Annotated in this window: 18 protein-coding genes and 1 tRNA gene; 13 read left to right on the top strand and 6 right to left on the bottom strand. The window is 62.9% G+C overall.

The features are described from left to right. The first annotated feature begins 56 nt into the window (after positions 1-56). Positions 57-1058: a thiamine-phosphate kinase gene (gene thiL / locus I6F35_RS09250; RefSeq protein ID WP_225117340.1), complete on the top strand. Its 1002-nt coding sequence runs from the start codon at positions 57-59 to the stop codon at positions 1056-1058. Between the two features lie 410 nt (positions 1059-1468). Continuing rightward, complete coding sequence (locus tag I6F35_RS09245; RefSeq protein ID WP_225117339.1) at positions 1469-3589, top strand: sodium-translocating pyrophosphatase; 2121 nt, start codon at positions 1469-1471, stop codon at positions 3587-3589. 103 nt (positions 3590-3692) lie between these two features. Here the strand turns inward: I6F35_RS09245 and I6F35_RS09240 are convergent, their stop codons facing one another. Next, on the bottom strand, positions 3693-4700 hold the full coding sequence (locus I6F35_RS09240; protein ID WP_225117338.1) for a tripartite tricarboxylate transporter substrate binding protein: 1008 nt from the start codon (positions 4698-4700) through the stop codon (positions 3693-3695). Between the two features lie 161 nt (positions 4701-4861). Further along, positions 4862-5338, bottom strand: coding sequence for an outer membrane protein assembly factor BamE (locus I6F35_RS09235; protein WP_225117337.1), 477 nt, complete (start codon positions 5336-5338; stop codon positions 4862-4864). A 107-nt stretch (positions 5339-5445) separates the two neighbouring features. On the opposite strand from I6F35_RS09235, the gene I6F35_RS09230 reads away from it, so the two are divergent. From I6F35_RS09230 to I6F35_RS09205, 6 genes are all read left to right on the top strand, one after another. Continuing rightward, complete coding sequence (locus I6F35_RS09230) at positions 5446-5997, top strand: ubiquinol-cytochrome C chaperone family protein (RefSeq protein ID WP_225117513.1); 552 nt, start codon at positions 5446-5448, stop codon at positions 5995-5997. After that, complete coding sequence (locus tag I6F35_RS09225; RefSeq protein WP_225117336.1) at positions 5994-6605, top strand: DUF177 domain-containing protein; 612 nt, start codon at positions 5994-5996, stop codon at positions 6603-6605. The genes I6F35_RS09230 and I6F35_RS09225 overlap by 4 nt, the downstream gene beginning before the upstream one ends. A 340-nt stretch (positions 6606-6945) precedes the next feature. Further along, complete coding sequence (gene plsX / locus I6F35_RS09220; RefSeq protein ID WP_225117335.1) at positions 6946-8007, top strand: phosphate acyltransferase PlsX; 1062 nt, start codon at positions 6946-6948, stop codon at positions 8005-8007. Continuing rightward, positions 8004-8981, top strand: a complete 978-nt coding sequence (locus tag I6F35_RS09215) for a beta-ketoacyl-ACP synthase III (protein ID WP_225117334.1) — start codon at positions 8004-8006, stop codon at positions 8979-8981. Before plsX ends, I6F35_RS09215 begins: the two co-directional genes overlap by 4 nt. A gap of 132 nt (positions 8982-9113) precedes the next feature. Then, entirely contained in the window at positions 9114-9452 is a 339-nt protein-coding gene (locus I6F35_RS09210) for an integration host factor subunit alpha (RefSeq protein WP_225117333.1), read from the top strand. 137 nt (positions 9453-9589) lie between these two features. Continuing rightward, positions 9590-10192 carry a MerR family transcriptional regulator gene (locus I6F35_RS09205; protein ID WP_225117332.1) on the top strand — a complete coding sequence of 201 codons (603 nt, stop codon included), beginning with the start codon at positions 9590-9592 and terminating at the stop codon, positions 10190-10192. Between the two features lie 34 nt (positions 10193-10226). Here the strand turns inward: I6F35_RS09205 and I6F35_RS09200 are convergent. From I6F35_RS09200 to I6F35_RS09190, 3 genes are all read right to left on the bottom strand, one after another. Continuing rightward, positions 10227-10304: transfer RNA gene (locus I6F35_RS09200), tRNA-Pro, on the bottom strand. A 319-nt stretch (positions 10305-10623) separates the two neighbouring features. Next, complete coding sequence (locus I6F35_RS09195) at positions 10624-10839, bottom strand: hypothetical protein (RefSeq protein ID WP_225117331.1); 216 nt, start codon at positions 10837-10839, stop codon at positions 10624-10626. Between the two features lie 234 nt (positions 10840-11073). Then, positions 11074-11364, bottom strand: coding sequence for a hypothetical protein (locus I6F35_RS09190; RefSeq protein ID WP_225117330.1), 291 nt, complete (start codon positions 11362-11364; stop codon positions 11074-11076). Positions 11365-11670: 306 nt separating this feature from the next. Between I6F35_RS09190 and I6F35_RS09185 the strand changes: the two genes are divergently transcribed. The 4 genes from I6F35_RS09185 to I6F35_RS09165 all read left to right on the top strand — a co-directional run bounded on the left by I6F35_RS09185 (position 11671) and on the right by I6F35_RS09165 (position 13647). Beyond that, entirely contained in the window at positions 11671-11862 is a 192-nt protein-coding gene (locus tag I6F35_RS09185; protein WP_225117329.1) for a hypothetical protein, read from the top strand. 1034 nt (positions 11863-12896) lie between these two features. Further along, positions 12897-13070, top strand: a complete 174-nt coding sequence (locus I6F35_RS09175) for a DUF3606 domain-containing protein (protein ID WP_225117512.1) — start codon at positions 12897-12899, stop codon at positions 13068-13070. Further along, positions 13067-13225, top strand: coding sequence for a DUF2934 domain-containing protein (locus tag I6F35_RS09170; protein WP_225117328.1), 159 nt, complete (start codon positions 13067-13069; stop codon positions 13223-13225). The genes I6F35_RS09175 and I6F35_RS09170 overlap by 4 nt, the downstream gene beginning before the upstream one ends. Next, on the top strand, positions 13222-13647 hold the full coding sequence (locus I6F35_RS09165) for a hypothetical protein (RefSeq protein ID WP_225117327.1): 426 nt from the start codon (positions 13222-13224) through the stop codon (positions 13645-13647). Before I6F35_RS09170 ends, I6F35_RS09165 begins: the two co-directional genes overlap by 4 nt. Positions 13648-13789: 142 nt before the next feature. On the opposite strand, the gene I6F35_RS40140 is transcribed toward I6F35_RS09165, so the two are convergent. Beyond that, on the bottom strand, positions 13790-13918 hold the full coding sequence (locus tag I6F35_RS40140; protein WP_275945448.1) for a hypothetical protein: 129 nt from the start codon (positions 13916-13918) through the stop codon (positions 13790-13792). A gap of 167 nt (positions 13919-14085) precedes the next feature. Between I6F35_RS40140 and I6F35_RS09160 the strand changes: the two genes are divergently transcribed. Beyond that, positions 14086-14592 (top strand): YetF domain-containing protein, encoded by a 507-nt coding sequence (locus tag I6F35_RS09160; RefSeq protein ID WP_225117326.1) that lies wholly within the window; start codon positions 14086-14088, stop codon positions 14590-14592. Positions 14593-14625 lie beyond the last annotated feature (33 nt).

The raw sequence follows: 14625 nt of genomic DNA, 5'->3' as shown, positions 1-14625 counted from the left end.
CTTCGTCGCTGCGCTCCTCGCAATGACGTCGCGGCTTGAGGAGTGGGTCCGGAGGCATGACGAACCGCGGAGAAACGGCATCCGGCGAGGACTCGCTGATCGCGCGCTACTTCAAGCCGCTCGCGACGGACCCGGGTGCTTTCAATCTCGATGACGATGCGGCGGCGCTGCGGGCAGGCGGCGAGGATATCGTCGTCACCACCGATGCGATCGTCGAGGGGGTGCATTTCCTGCCCGGTGATCCGCCGGCGACGCTGGCGCGCAAGGCGCTGCGGGTCAATCTCTCCGATCTTGCCGCCAAGGGCGCTGTCCCCGCCGGCTTCGTGCTGACGCTGGCGCTGCGCGGCGTGGACGATGCCTGGTTGAAACCATTCGCACAGGCGCTCGGCGAGGACGCCGCGCAATTCGGCTGCCCGCTGCTCGGCGGCGACACGGTCTCCACGCCCGGGCCCGCGATGATCTCGATCACCGCGTTCGGGCGCGTGCCTCAGGGCAAGATGATCCACCGCCGCGGTGCGCGGGCAGGGGACCGCGTCGTGGTCACCGGGACGATCGGCGATGCCGCGCTCGGCCTCAATTTGCTGAAGGCCGGGCCTGTTGCTGCAGCGCTGGCCAATGACGAGGCCGCGCGCGAGATGCTCGCCGGCCGCTACCGCGTGCCGCAGCCCCGCAATGCGCTGGCCAAGGCGGTGCGCGACCACGCCTCCGCCGCGATGGACGTGTCCGATGGCCTTGCCGGCGATCTCGCAAAGCTCTGTGCGGCTTCCGCTGTCTCGGCCGTGATCGACGTCCAGAGCATTCCACTCTCGCCGCCGGCCGCCGCGCTGCTGGCGCGCAAGGTCATCGGTATCGAGGCCCTGATCTCTGGCGGCGATGACTACGAGATCCTCTGCGCGATCCCCGGGGACCGCATGGCGGCCTTCGTGCAGGAGGCCAGGCGCACGGGCGTGGCCGTGACCGCGATCGGCGGCATCATCGCAGGCTCCGCGCCCCCCAGCTTTCTCGACGCACAGGGCCGGGAACTGGCCCTGAAGCGCCTGTCCTACAGCCATTTCTAGAACTGGAGCTGCACCCGCGATCGATGCTCTGCTCCCTCTCCCGCTTTGCTTGCGGGGGAGGGCCGGGGTGGGGCTCTCTCCGCGAGTCCTTGAGTGGAGAGAGCCCTCACCCGGCGCTACGCGCCGACCTCCCCCGCAAGCGGGGGAGGTGAGAAGGGACGCGTGGCCTGATTTGACGGATCGCGTCAGGCTCTAGAATTACCCGAGAAAGCCGCCCCTCAGACTAATTCGCTGCCGAAATCGTCGCGTTTTGGTTGCCGGCGGCGTTGCGCTGCGAAAGCGATTTTGGCAAGGTCGCGGCCGATCGTGGCTACCCTGTGGGCAGGGTGGACCGCTTAATAAGCGCCCGCCGCATTCCGCGGAAAAAACAAGGGCGTGGGGATACATCAAGGATCTGAGGCAAAATTCCAATGACAGCATTATGGTTGATCGTGCTCTGCGGGATACTTTCCGTTGTCTACGCGATCTGGGCTACTTCTTCCGTTCTGAAGGCTGATGCGGGCAGCGCGCGCATGCAGGAAATCGCCGCAGCCGTGCGTGAAGGCGCGCAGGCCTATCTGCGGCGCCAATACACCACGATCGGCATCGTCGGCGTCGTGATCTTCATCCTGCTGGCCTACTTCCTCGGGCCCCTGGTCGCGATCGGCTTTGCGATCGGCGCGATCCTGTCGGGTGCGGCCGGCTTCATCGGCATGAACGTCTCGGTCCGCGCTAATGTCCGCACCGCGCAGGCGGCGACGACCTCGCTCGCCGGCGGCCTCGAACTGGCCTTCAAGGCGGGCGCGATCACCGGCCTGCTGGTGGCCGGCCTCGCGCTGCTCGGCGTCACCATCTATTTCGGCTACTTGACCAAGATCGCGGGCTTCGCGGCGGATAGCCGCACCGTGATCGACGCCATGGTAGCGCTCGGCTTCGGCGCCTCGCTGATCTCGATCTTCGCCCGTCTCGGCGGCGGCATCTTCACCAAGGGCGCCGACGTCGGCGGCGACCTCGTCGGCAAGGTCGAGGCCGGCATTCCCGAGGACGATCCGCGCAACCCGGCCACCATCGCCGACAATGTCGGCGACAATGTCGGCGACTGCGCCGGCATGGCCGCCGACCTGTTCGAGACCTATGCGGTGACCGCGGTCGCCACCATGGTGCTGGCGGCGATCTTCTTCGCGAAGTCGCCGATCCTGGTGAACATGATGACGCTGCCGCTCGCGATCGGCGGCATCTGCATCATCACCTCGATCATCGGCACCTTCTTCGTCAAGCTCGGCCCCAGCCAGTCGATCATGGGCGCGCTCTACAAGGGCCTGATCGCGACCGGCGTCCTGTCGCTGATCGGCATCGCCGGCGTGATCTACGCGCTGATCGGCTTCGACAAGCTGCCGGGCGTGGACTATTCCGGCATGGCGCTGTTCGAATGCGGCGTGGTCGGCCTCATCGTCACCGCGCTGATCATCTGGATCACCGAATACTACACCGGCACCGACTATCGCCCGGTGAAGTCGATCGCCGCAGCCTCGGTCACCGGCCACGGCACCAACGTGATCCAGGGATTGGCGATCTCGATGGAAGCGACCGCGCTGCCCGCGATCGTGATCATCGCCGGCATCCTCATCACCTACAGCCTGGCCGGCCTGTTCGGGATTGCGATCGCGACCGCGACCATGCTGGCGCTGGCGGGCATGATCGTCGCGCTCGACGCCTTCGGCCCGGTCACCGACAATGCCGGCGGCATCGCCGAGATGGCCGGCCTGCCGAAGGAGGTGCGCAAGTCGACCGACGCGCTGGACGCGGTCGGCAACACCACCAAGGCGGTGACCAAGGGCTATGCGATCGGCTCCGCCGGCCTCGGCGCGCTGGTGCTGTTTGCGGCCTATAACCAGGACCTCAAATTCTTCATCGCCGACTCCGCGAACCACACCTATTTCGCCGGCGTCAATCCGGACTTCTCGCTCAGCAACCCCTATGTGGTGGTGGGCCTGTTGTTCGGCGGCCTCTTGCCGTATCTGTTCGGCGCGCTCGGCATGACCGCAGTCGGCCGCGCGGCCGGCGCGATCGTCGAAGAGGTGCGGCGCCAGTTCCGCGAGAAGCCCGGCATCATGCAGGGCACCGACAAGCCTGATTACGGCAAGGCGGTCGACCTCCTCACCAAGGCGGCGATCAAGGAGATGATCATTCCGTCGCTGCTGCCGGTGCTGTCGCCGATCGTGGTCTACTTCCTGATCTACGTGATCGCGGGCGGCGGCGCGGCCGGCAAGTCGGCGGCGTTCTCCGCGGTCGGCGCGATGCTGCTCGGCGTCATCGTCACCGGGCTGTTCGTGGCGATCTCCATGACCTCGGGCGGCGGCGCCTGGGACAACGCCAAGAAGTACATCGAGGACGGCCACTATGGCGGCAAGGGCTCCGACGCGCACAAATCCGCGGTGACCGGCGACACCGTCGGCGATCCCTACAAGGACACGGCGGGCCCGGCCGTGAACCCGATGATCAAGATCACCAACATCGTGGCGCTGCTGCTGCTGGCGATCCTGGCGCACTGATGCGCAGTGTCATTCCGGGGCGATGCGAAGCATCGAACCCGGAATCTCGAGATTCCGGGTTCGGTCCTGCGGACCGCCCCGGAGTGACGGGCGCAAGCGCCCGTCACTTCACCTCCATCTGCAGGCCTTCCTTCTCGATGATGGCGGCGAACTTCTTGGTTTCGGCGTCGACGAAATCGGTGAACTGCTGCGGCGAGCCGTAGTCGGGGCGGGCGCCCATGCCGGCGATGTTCTTCTTGACGTCGTCGCGCTCCAGCATTGCCTTTATCTGGCGGTTGAGCTCATCGACGATCGGCGCGGGCGTGGCCTTGGGCAGGAATACGCCGAACCAGGAGGAGACTTCGAATTTCGCAAGCTCCGGCGCGCTCTCGCGCATGGTCGGCAGTTTTGGCGCGGCGTCGCTGCGGTCGGTGGTGGTGACGCAGAGGCCGTTGAGCTTGCCGTCCAGTACCTGCGGCAGCGAGGGATAGAGGTTGTCGAACAGGATCTGGATGTCGCCCGCAAGCCCGGCCTGCAGCGCCGGGCCGGCGCCGCGGAACGGCACATGCGTCATCTTGAGCCCCGTGAGCTGCAGGAACCAGGCGCCGGTCAGATGCGGGCTCTGGCCGATCCCCGAGGAGCCATAGGTCAGCTTGTCCGGATTGGCCTTCAGGTAGGTGATCAGCTCGGGGATCGACTTGATGCCGGTCGAGGGATGCGCCGAGACGATGTTCGGGATCCGGATCATGTTGGAGACCGGCTGCAACTGATCCTGCTTGTAGCTGAGATTCTTGAAGATCGAGTAGGCGATCGCGTTGGGACCGGGATTGCCGACCAGGATGGTATGGCCGTCGGCCTTGCTGCGCAGGGCCTCCGCGGTGCCGATGGTGCCGCCGGCGCCGGAGCGGTTCTCCACGATCGCCGACTGGCCCCAGGCGGTCTGCAGATGCGCGGCGAGCAGACGGCCCATCACGTCGGTGGAGCCGCCAGCCGCGGCCGGCACGATCAGGCGGACGGTCTCGGTCGGCCGCCAGTCGCCGGCGCCCAGGCTCGCGCGCGGCAGGATGGCGGCAGTGGAGACCGCGGCGGCGCCCGTCAGCAGGCGGCGGCGGGAAAGCAAGGTTCGGCTCACGTGTTCACTCCCTGATAGATTTTGTTTTCAGGGAGCGTAGGGGAGCGCAGGGCGGTCCGGCAAGCGAGGAGTTAAGCGGCGACTTGGCGCAGCCGTGGACTCTTGTTTTGACGCGTTTTCTTCATGCGAACCGGTATCCACTTCGCTCGAAAACGCTGTGGTTAGTTGAAGCTCAAGAGCTTGAACAGCGGCGTCAGGTAGCTGAGCTCCTGGCCCGAGGTCGGCGTGGTGCGGCTGACGAAGTCGAAGATCTTGCCGTCCTGCAGGCCGTAATTGGCGATGCGGCGGACGGAGCGGTTCTTGTCGAAATAAACCGCGATCACGCGCTGGTCGACCACCCGCTGGTTCATGAAGGCGACCGGGCGCTCGGTGCGCTGGGAGATGTAATAGAACACCTCACCGTCCAGGGTGGCGACAGTGGAGGGCGTGCCCATCACGATCAGCACCTGGTCCTGGCTCGCGCCGATCGGGATCTGCTCCAGCGCGCCCTGCGGCAGGATGTAGCCCTTCTGGAATTGTTCGCCGGTGCAGGCGGCCAGCAGCGCGCAGACGAGGCCGATGGCCGCCGCGGCGCGGCAGCGCGCTAGCACGCCGCGTGAGAAGGACACGCGTGGGCTGGTCTGATTGGCTTTCGTCATTGGTGGAACTGATCCGTCCCCTTGCGTCGCGCGAGGCGTTGACGTACCGGGCACGGCTGAGGATTGCAACAGAGGCGGGCGCCTTGGGCCCGCGGGCGGAACCCACAATGCTTTGGCCGTTCAATCACTTCAAGAAACCCCGGCTACCCCCGCGCGGCACCATCGAGACCATCTATGGCATGATCGTGACGCAGGCGCGAGAACCGGTGTTTTACCGGGAGTTCGCCATAGCCGATACGGTTAACGGCCGTTTCGACCTGCTGCTGATGCATTTGTGGCTGGTGCTGCGGAGCTTGCGGGCAGTCGATGGTGATTCGGGGCTGTCGCAGGCGCTGTTCGACCGCTTTTGCGAGGATATGGACGACAATCTGCGCGAAATGGGGGTCGGCGATCTCACGGTGCCGAAGCGGATGAAGGCGTTCGGCGAGGCTTTCTACGGCCGCTCCGTGGCCTACGACCTTGCGCTCACTGATGGGCGGGAGGCGCTGGCAAACGCATTTTGCAAGAATATCTTTGATGGCAAGGACATCGAGAAGGCCCGGCGGCTCGCAGCCTATGCCGAGCGCGTGGCAGCCGTGCTGGACGAACTCGACGCGACGGCGCTGTCGGGCGGATCGTGGAAATTTCCGATGCCGGACGAGGTGGGCACGGACCAATGAACAGGACAACCGAGACAGAGAGACCGCATCCTCCGCGTGATCCTTGGCGCGCGCTGGTTGCGGTGGCGCAGGTGCCGGAGACCGGCCTGCACCGCGACATCGAGGCCGACCCACGCCAGCGCCAGGCGCTCGCCGATACCGCTGGCTTGCGCGAGGTCCTTTCGGCGCAAGCGTCGTTTGACGTCACGCCAAAGAGCGGGGGCCGCTTCCATGTTGCGGGCTCGGTGCGCGCCCGGGTCGGACAGACCTGCGTCGTGACGCTCGAGGAGATCGAGAACGACATCGACGAGGAGATCGACCTGATCTTCGCGCCGCCGGAGCAGATCCCGCAGATGGCGGCGCTGGCGGAGGAGGCCGAACGCAGCGACGCCGAGATGCCGGACCCGCCGGAGCCGATCGAGAACGGCACGATCGATCTTGGCCGGCTGGCAACCGACGCGCTGTTCCTGGGGATTGATCCCTATCCTCGCAAGGAGGATGCCGTGTTCGAGCCGGTGGTCGAGGCCGCCGACCCCGAGGACCACCCGTTTGCCGCGCTGAAGGCGCTGCAGGCCGCGCCGAAAACGCCCGCGGGAAAGAAGCCGAAAGGGAAATCCAATGGGACATAGGCCCCGGCTCAAGTGGATTGTGAGGGCGAACCATCGCGCGAAGCGGATCCGTCCGAATCTCATGAATTCGAGGCAACGTATTGAATTACTTGAGGTATAATGCGGGTGGGCCGCTGTATTCCCGCAACCCTCGACCGGCCGGTAAAGCATGGTGAAGAGGTTGTGTCAGAACGGGGACAGGTTATTGTCGCGGCCCGGCCGGGCGCACCGTTGCCTCCGGCCGGGCATCGCGACCGCGGTGGACATCGCCGATTGCGATAGACATCGCTGACGGCGGTGGCTTTCAAACGGGTGGCCGGTCTGCTTCAAGGCGGCCAGAGAGCAGGTTTCCGGGACGTTCATGCCTCAAAAGGTTCGAATCGCGCTTGACGCCATGGGTGGCGATGTCGGCGCATCGGTCGTCGTCCCCGGCGCGGCGATTTCGTTGGCCAGGCATCCCGATACCGAATTCCTGCTGTTCGGCGACAGCAAGCTGATCGAGCCGGAACTCGCCCGGCATCCCGCACTGAAGGCGGCCTCGCGCGTTATCCATACCAACGTCGCCGTCAGCATGGACGACAAGCCGAGCCAGGCGCTCAGGCGAGGCCGCAAGACCTCGTCAATGTGGCTTGCGATCGACGCGGTGAAGCACGGCCAGGCCGACGTTGCGGTTTCCGCCGGCAACACCGGCGCGCTGATGGCGATGGCGCGGTTCAACCTGCGCACGCTGCCGGGGATCGATCGCCCGGCGATCGCGGCGGTGTGGCCGACCCTGCGCGGCGATTCCGTCGTGCTCGACCTCGGCGCGTCCATCGGCGGCGATGCGCACCATCTGGTGGCGCTCGCGGTGATGGGCAGCGCGATGGCGAGCGTGCTGTTCAACATCGAGCGGCCGACAGTGGGCCTGCTCAACATCGGCGTCGAGGAGATGAAGGGACACGAGGAGATCCGCGAGGCGGCCGAACTGCTCAGGGCGATGAACCTGCCGCAGCTCAATTATGTCGGCTTCGTCGAGGGCGACGGCATCGGCAAGGGCCTGACCGACGTCATCGTCACCGAGGGCTTCTCCGGCAACATCGCGCTCAAGGCGGCCGAGGGCACCGCGCGGCAGATGTCCGAATTCCTGCGCAACGCCATGTCGCGAAGCCTGTTGTCGCGGATCGGCTATCTCTTTGCCCGCGGCGCCTTCCAGGCGCTGCGCAACAAGATGGACCCCAACAAGTCCAATGGCGGGGTGCTGCTGGGCCTGAAGGGCCTGGTGGTGAAAAGTCACGGCGGCATCAATTCCGAAGGCTTTGCCTATGCCGTCGATGTTGGCTATGAGATGGCCCACTACGATCTCCTCACCAAGATCAATCAGATGCTCAACCGCGACGGCAGCGCGCTGGCCTCAGCGCAGACCGCGCAGGAGGCTGTCTCGTGACTGCGATACGATCGGTCGTGCTCGGCTGCGGCTCTTATTTGCCGGAGCGGGTGCTGACCAATGCCGAACTGGCGACCCGGGTTGATACGTCGGACGAATGGATCGTGCAGCGCACCGGGATCAGGGAGCGGCACATCGCCGCCGAAGGGGAGTTCACCTCCCATCTCGGCATCAATGCCGCGCGCGCGGCGTTGGCGGATGCCGGCCTCGATGCGCAGGATATCGACCTGATCGTGCTCGCGACCTCGACGCCGGACAATACGTTTCCGGCAACCGCGGTCGCAGTGCAGAACGGGCTCGGCATCACCCATGGCGCGGCGTTCGACCTGCAGGCGGTGTGCTCCGGCTTCGTCTTCGCGCTGGCGACGGCGGACAATTTCCTGCGGACCGGCGCCTACAAACGGGCGCTGGTGATCGGCGCCGAAACCTTCTCGCGCATCCTCGACTGGAGCGACCGCGGCACCTGCGTGCTGTTCGGCGACGGCGCCGGCGCGGTGGTGCTGGAAGCGCAGGAACAGCCCGGCAAATCGTCCGACCGCGGCGTGCTGACGACGCATCTGCGTTCCGACGGCCGCCACAAGGCGAAGCTGTTCGTAGACGGCGGTCCCGGGTCGACGCGGACGGTCGGCCATCTCAGGATGGAAGGCCGCGAAGTGTTCAAGCATGCGGTCGGCATGATCACCGACGTGATCGTCGACGCATTCAATGCCACCGGCACCACCGCCGAGGACATCGACTGGTTCATCCCTCACCAGGCCAACAAGCGGATCATCGATGCTTCAGCGCACAAGCTTCATATTGCGCCGCAGAAGGTGGTGCTGACGGTCGATCGCCATGGCAACACCTCCGCAGCATCGATTCCCTTGGCGCTTTCCGTCGCGGTGAAGGATGGACGCGTCAAGAAGGGCGATCTTGTCCTGTTCGAAGCGATGGGCGGCGGCTTCACCTGGGGCTCGGCGCTCGTTCGCTGGTGACGCACGCAATCAAAAAAGACACGTCTCTGACGATTTTGGGCAGGCTGCTGCATTATCGCCACTGTTGACCATCGCCTGCTAACCTCCTAATTTCAGGGGACAAATTTGTTCGCCGAGAGTGCGGGGCAGGCGATGACCGGAACCGGTAAAACAGTCACACGAGTCGATTTATGCGAGGCGGTCTACCAGAAGGTGGGGCTGTCCCGCACTGAATCTTCGGCGTTCGTCGAACTCGTCCTGAAGGAAATCACCGATTGCCTGGAAAAGGGCGAAACGGTGAAATTGTCGTCCTTCGGCTCCTTCATGGTACGAAAAAAGGGCCAGCGTATCGGGCGTAACCCGAAGACCGGCACCGAAGTGCCGATCTCGCCGCGGCGGGTGATGGTGTTCAAGCCGTCGGCGATCCTGAAGCAACGGATCAACGGCAATCACGGGCCGACCAACGGCAACGCCGAAAGCAAGAGCGGATAATTCCTTCTTGGGCGTGATGACGTTTCTTCGAATCGTCATCCCGCGCTATCGTTGTTCGAGCATGATCTCCGCGCAAACGCGTGGCGTTATCGCGAGCGCATCCGTGCGGATCATGCCCCAGGAGAGGGAGCGGGCATTTGGAGAAGGCGCCCGATGCATTCCGTACCATCAGCGAGGTAGCCGACGAGCTCGACATCCCCCAGCATGTGTTGCGCTTCTGGGAGACGCGGTTCGCGCAGATCAAGCCGATGAAGCGTAGCGGCGGCCGCCGCTACTATCGCCCTGACGATGTCGACCTACTCAAGGGCATCCGCCGCCTGCTGTATGGCGAGGGCTATACGATCCGCGGCGTGCAGCGGATCCTGAAGGAGCATGGCATTAAGTCGGTCCAGGCGATCGCCGACCAGAGCGCGGCGATCTCCTTCGGCGCCGTCGAGGAGGCGATCGGCCAAAGCCTGCGGGAACCTGATGACGAAGAGGCCGCCGGCCTCGATACCGATGCCGAGGACGAAGATTATGATGACGGCAACGCCATCGAGATCGACTACCGCTTCGTCGACCCCGACGAGGACGGCATCCTCGCACCCTTCAAGGGCCGGCAAGCCCCGGCCGCCCAGCCCACGGCCGCCGCAGCGCCCGCCCGCGGCATCCCCGCCGCCGACCGCGAACGCCTGCAGCGGGCCCTCGAGGACCTGATCAACTGCCGCGAAATGCTGGATTCGGCGCTCAAGGAGGGGTAGGGCGCCGGAACTTTTCGATCCGTCGGTCGAAAATTGGTCGGAGCGAAAGGATTTGAACCTTCGACCCCTAGTCTCCCAGACTAGTGCGCTAACCGGGCTGCGCCACGCTCCGATGCCGTTCCATTAGCTGCGAACGCCGCTTCGCGCAAGGCGACGTGCCAGCTCATTTGGGATTGTTCTAATTCCCGTGGTTCTCCGACCGAGAACAAAGTTCCGGATGCGTCGGACGAGTCGGCTCCCTCGTGGCTAGAGCATTTTCGGTTCTGATTGAATCAGAACCGAAGCTCCAGATTCTTGTTTTGATGCGTTTTCTTCACGCGAACCGGTGTCCACTTCGCTCGAAAACGCTCTAAGGCGCCTCAAACAGGGAGGATGCACGCCATCTTGGAGGCGCTCGTGTGGTGCGCGACCTCGCCTCATTGTGCCGAATGTCAATCGTACTTGCGCCGCCGCTTGACCAGCCAGTAGACGCCGTAGCCGATGGCAAGGATCGGGAGGCCTGCGCCGGCGATCGGGCCGGGCGCTCCCCTGGTCTGGCCAGGCGCGTTCGCACAATTTCCCTTCTCATTGCAGGCTTGCACAGGCGGGGTGCCCGTCGTCAGAGCGAGGGCCAAAATCGCGGCGGCGATGCCAAAGCCGATCTTCATCTGACTTCTCCCTGAAATCCGACTGTGCATTAAATACTAAATATCACGTTGAAAAATCAAAAGATTAACTTTAGTTAAATAAAACACATTTTATGCCATGGATGCCGAATTTTCCCATGTTGATGTGAGGTGAAGCGACCATCGGGGGTCTTTCGCCAGCGGCCCGTGCCGCAAGACAATCGGCAATGCGGTCAGCCGCGCGCGTGGTGGCTCGGTCCCGTTGCCCTTAACCCATCAATGGATGTTGAGCGCCTCGCTGCTGGCGGACGAAGCCGGCGTTTGTCGTATCGAAGTGTTCAATAGATCTCGCAAGGCAATCAAATTGTCCAACGTCGTGACAATGCGGGCACGCACGACGCTTTCGTGCTCAATCCTGTTGGAATCGAATAAAGGACCTGCCTTTGGTCGAACGTTTGTAAATGTAAGCGTCATGAGCGGCCCAGGACCCGAAGCCAAATTGATTTTTCCTACACAAAGCGTTTCGGGAACATTGCCCGCGTCTACCGTGAGCGGCTCCTTGGCCATGGATGATCTCCCAAAAAATTTTCCGGTTCTGGCGGTCTGAAGAAAGTCTTCACTCCGCTCGCGGAACCTTTGCGCACAATTGATCGGATCGAAGTACGCTTGAGCGACTGCTTCGTTCCTCCACACCTGCACTCGGGACGGGAGGGCCGCCGGCAGCCTCCATGCACGGCCGAAGCCCCGGCTCGGGCACAAAGCTGAGGTCCATGTTCGAATCTAATTGTTCCTCTTCGTACTTATAACCCAGTTTATTGCCTATTTTTCCCGATAAATGAATGCTTGGCCCCCTTCGCAGGAGGGCGGTTTTCGATGCGCACTTCATCACGTACGATTAAAGAGCTTCGCGAGCAACTTGCGTTGGATGACACCATGCTCAGAGAAAAAATGTCGAGCCTCGTTTCGCTTCGTAAGATCGTTGCCGATGCCGAAATGGAAAACGGAGTGCAAAGCAGAAGATCGAGAGTATTTGCTGAGAATACGGTCTCCGTCCCGCATATCTGACATTGCCGAGGTTCTGCGGTTGGTCAGGTCAGCAACTGATCCACCAGCCCACGGAACAGTTGGGCGGCTGTTCCAGACGAGCAGCTTGGCCCGCGCCGTCGGCACGCCGCGACCCGCGCGGGGATGGGTTTCCGATGCAAGTCGCGAACTCCCAAACCGCTTGGGCTCAGCAGCGTAGGACAAGGGACGATGTGAGCCGCGATGCATGGCAGGTTGGCCGGTAGCCGCGAATTCCTGTGCATGTGTGTGAATTGCAACACAAGATGCAAGCGCGACTCGCTCTAGACTGAAACGGCGTCCTCAGACGCGCCTCCCTAAACCTGAGCCCGTCGCCAATGGCGGGCTTCCTTCGATGGGGCGTCCCATCCATTACCTTTCGGAAGTGGGCCGTCGGAGATGGCTGCAAGTCCATGCTTGGCGGGGCGCATGGTGCCAAAGCCGATCTTCATCTGACTTCCCCCTGTCCGGTCGAATATTAAACGGACCGGTTAAATACCACTATTAACCGATTAAATGATTTAACTAGATAAGGTTCGAGTACTTTGCCCGCATCGGGGATCCGGCGCGGGCCCCGGCAAAAACCGCGGTTTCTGACCCGACCCAGCCTCGTTGCGCCGGTGACGTAGCGTGAGGTGATCGGGCTCGACGTAGACGTTGTCGCAGTTGTCCGCACCAGCATTCTTCCGGGCTCGTTACGGCTCGATATCGCCCGGTTGGCGGCAGAGGGAGCGGTTATCAAGATTGGAGACGATCAGCCGCAAGCGGTGGAACGCGTCCGCGCGGGTTGGGTTTTGCAGCCTATGGAGTCGATACGTTCACTCGTCGACAACTCGTTCTTCATCGCCTGGACCTATCTCGAAAAGACCGGCGAGCTGGGTCAGCCAGACATGTCTGCAGTCATCCTGCTGGATACGATCGAGGCGCTGATCAAGCGGGGCGAGCGGCGTCAGTTGATGCTGGCGAACAAGGCGATCACCGCCTACCGGGAACATGCAATGAGCTGTCGCGTTCTATCCGCAGGGAGAGGAAACGCCATGGATAATCTGACCAAGAGGGATCAACGCGACCGCTCGAAGATCAACATGCACGAGGATTTCGAGGTCAAGTACTGGACCAGAGAACTCGGGGTAACGAGAGAGCAGCTACAGAAGGCTGTCGACAAGGTCGGCAACAATGCCGCCACGGTCCGGAAGGAGCTGGGCAAATGAAGGTGGAAGAACAGGCTATCCGAGCGCGCGCCTATCGACTGTGGGAAGCGGCCGGAAGTCCCGAAGGTGAAGAAGAGCGCTTCTGGTACGAGGCGGAGCGCCAGCTCAAGGAAGAGCAGATACAGCATGAGCTGAAGACGCCGGACACCCTTTGAGCCAGAACTGGTTTGCTCTCGGTCCGGGTTCGATTACGAGAGTTCAGCTTGATCGCGCTCGGCTGAAGGGCGCGGTCGCAAATCATCCGAAGGCCGCACCAATGCGCAGCCTTTTCTGCCTCATCGAAATCAGCAAGCATCAGGGTGCGTCATCGTGGACCGCAGCGCTCAGGAACGAAGATTGCAGCAGGGCGTCTCCAATCATGGCAGATGACGCAAATAGATTCCGCAAGCAGGCTGAGCAATGCCGTCAGCAGGCCGCCACGGCTGTTGGGCCTGTTGAGAAAGAACAATGGCATCGGCTTTCGGAGGAATGGCTTAAGCTTGCGCAAGCCACGGAAACGGGGCGGCGGGGCGTGCAATCGCCCGCTTCGGCTCCATCGAACCGTCGTGACGAAGGCGACTTTAACGGCTTGCCGTAGCGGATCGGCGCCGGAGACCGGATCCATCAGGTGCTTTGTCGGCCGGTCAAAAATTGAGGCTTTGAGCCGTTACCGGCGGGACTAGAGATTGTGGTTTAAATCCAATCGTTCCGGCGATCTTTCCAGGCGACGTATTTGCGGCCTAGATACCCAGCACCCAGACGCCAATGATGGTACCGAGCACGGCCAGCCCGCTGATCGTCCATCCGGTGACGTACGCCGCACTATCGCGTTCGGGCTGGTCGACCATGGTATCGCGCCAGTACGTCATGACGGCCTCCATCCATTGCCTCTCGGAAATAGGTCGCCGCGGACGGTTCAAGGTTCAAAGCAGCCCGTGACGTGGATGCGTCCCTCAAGCCGGAGCAGCAGGACTGAACACATCGATGACATTTGGTCGAGACGGAGCGGTTGGACCTTTAGTCAAGGGAGGTGGCCTTGTTCGAGTTCAGCAAAGGGTGGGATGAGGTTTTTCTTCCCACGCATTCGGTGCTGGAGATGTTCGTGCGTGGCACCATCATGTATCTCGTCATCTTCGTGCTCATGCGCTTCGTGCTGAAACGCCAGGCTGGCGGGCTGAGCATATCGGACGTGCTTCTCGTCGTCCTCTTGGCCGATGCAGCGCAGAACGGGATGGCGGGCGAGTATCGCTCGATCACCGAGGGCATTGTTCTCGTCTCCACCATCATCTTCTGGAATTTCATGATCGATTGGCTCGAATATCATTCTCCGGCCATGGAGCGGCTGCTTCGGCCCACACCGCTGATGCTGATCAAGGACGGACGGGTGCTGCGCGGCCACTTGCGACAAGAACTCGTCACCATGGACGAGCTCATGAGCAAATTGCGCGAAGAGGGCGTGACGAGTCCAAGCGAAGTCGCCGAGGCCTACATTGAACCCGATGGCAATATCAGCGTGAAAAAAAACGGCACCAAGGATCCGTAGCAATCCCGCCGTGGGCCGTGCTCGGATGTTGCA

Source organism: Bradyrhizobium sp. BRP22 (genome assembly GCF_020194175.1).
GTDB lineage: Bacteria > Pseudomonadota > Alphaproteobacteria > Rhizobiales > Xanthobacteraceae > Bradyrhizobium.
This window is presented reverse-complemented; position numbering and strand designations above follow the sequence as displayed.

Coding starts and splice junctions, on each gene's coding strand:
- thiL (WP_225117340.1), top strand. CDS start 57: ATGACGAACCGCGGAGAAACGGCATCCGGCGAGGACTCGCTGATCGCG.
- I6F35_RS09245 (WP_225117339.1), top strand. CDS start 1,469: ATGACAGCATTATGGTTGATCGTGCTCTGCGGGATACTTTCCGTTGTC.
- I6F35_RS09235 (WP_225117337.1), bottom strand. CDS start 5,338: ATGACGAAAGCCAATCAGACCAGCCCACGCGTGTCCTTCTCACGCGGC.
- I6F35_RS09230 (WP_225117513.1), top strand. CDS start 5,446: ATGCTTTGGCCGTTCAATCACTTCAAGAAACCCCGGCTACCCCCGCGC.
- I6F35_RS09225 (WP_225117336.1), top strand. CDS start 5,994: ATGAACAGGACAACCGAGACAGAGAGACCGCATCCTCCGCGTGATCCT.
- plsX (WP_225117335.1), top strand. CDS start 6,946: ATGCCTCAAAAGGTTCGAATCGCGCTTGACGCCATGGGTGGCGATGTC.
- I6F35_RS09210 (WP_225117333.1), top strand. CDS start 9,114: ATGACCGGAACCGGTAAAACAGTCACACGAGTCGATTTATGCGAGGCG.
- I6F35_RS09195 (WP_225117331.1), bottom strand. CDS start 10,839: ATGAAGATCGGCTTTGGCATCGCCGCCGCGATTTTGGCCCTCGCTCTG.
- I6F35_RS09190 (WP_225117330.1), bottom strand. CDS start 11,364: ATGGCCAAGGAGCCGCTCACGGTAGACGCGGGCAATGTTCCCGAAACG.
- I6F35_RS09185 (WP_225117329.1), top strand. CDS start 11,671: ATGCGCACTTCATCACGTACGATTAAAGAGCTTCGCGAGCAACTTGCG.
- I6F35_RS09175 (WP_225117512.1), top strand. CDS start 12,897: ATGGATAATCTGACCAAGAGGGATCAACGCGACCGCTCGAAGATCAAC.
- I6F35_RS09170 (WP_225117328.1), top strand. CDS start 13,067: ATGAAGGTGGAAGAACAGGCTATCCGAGCGCGCGCCTATCGACTGTGG.
- I6F35_RS40140 (WP_275945448.1), bottom strand. CDS start 13,918: ATGACGTACTGGCGCGATACCATGGTCGACCAGCCCGAACGCGATAGT.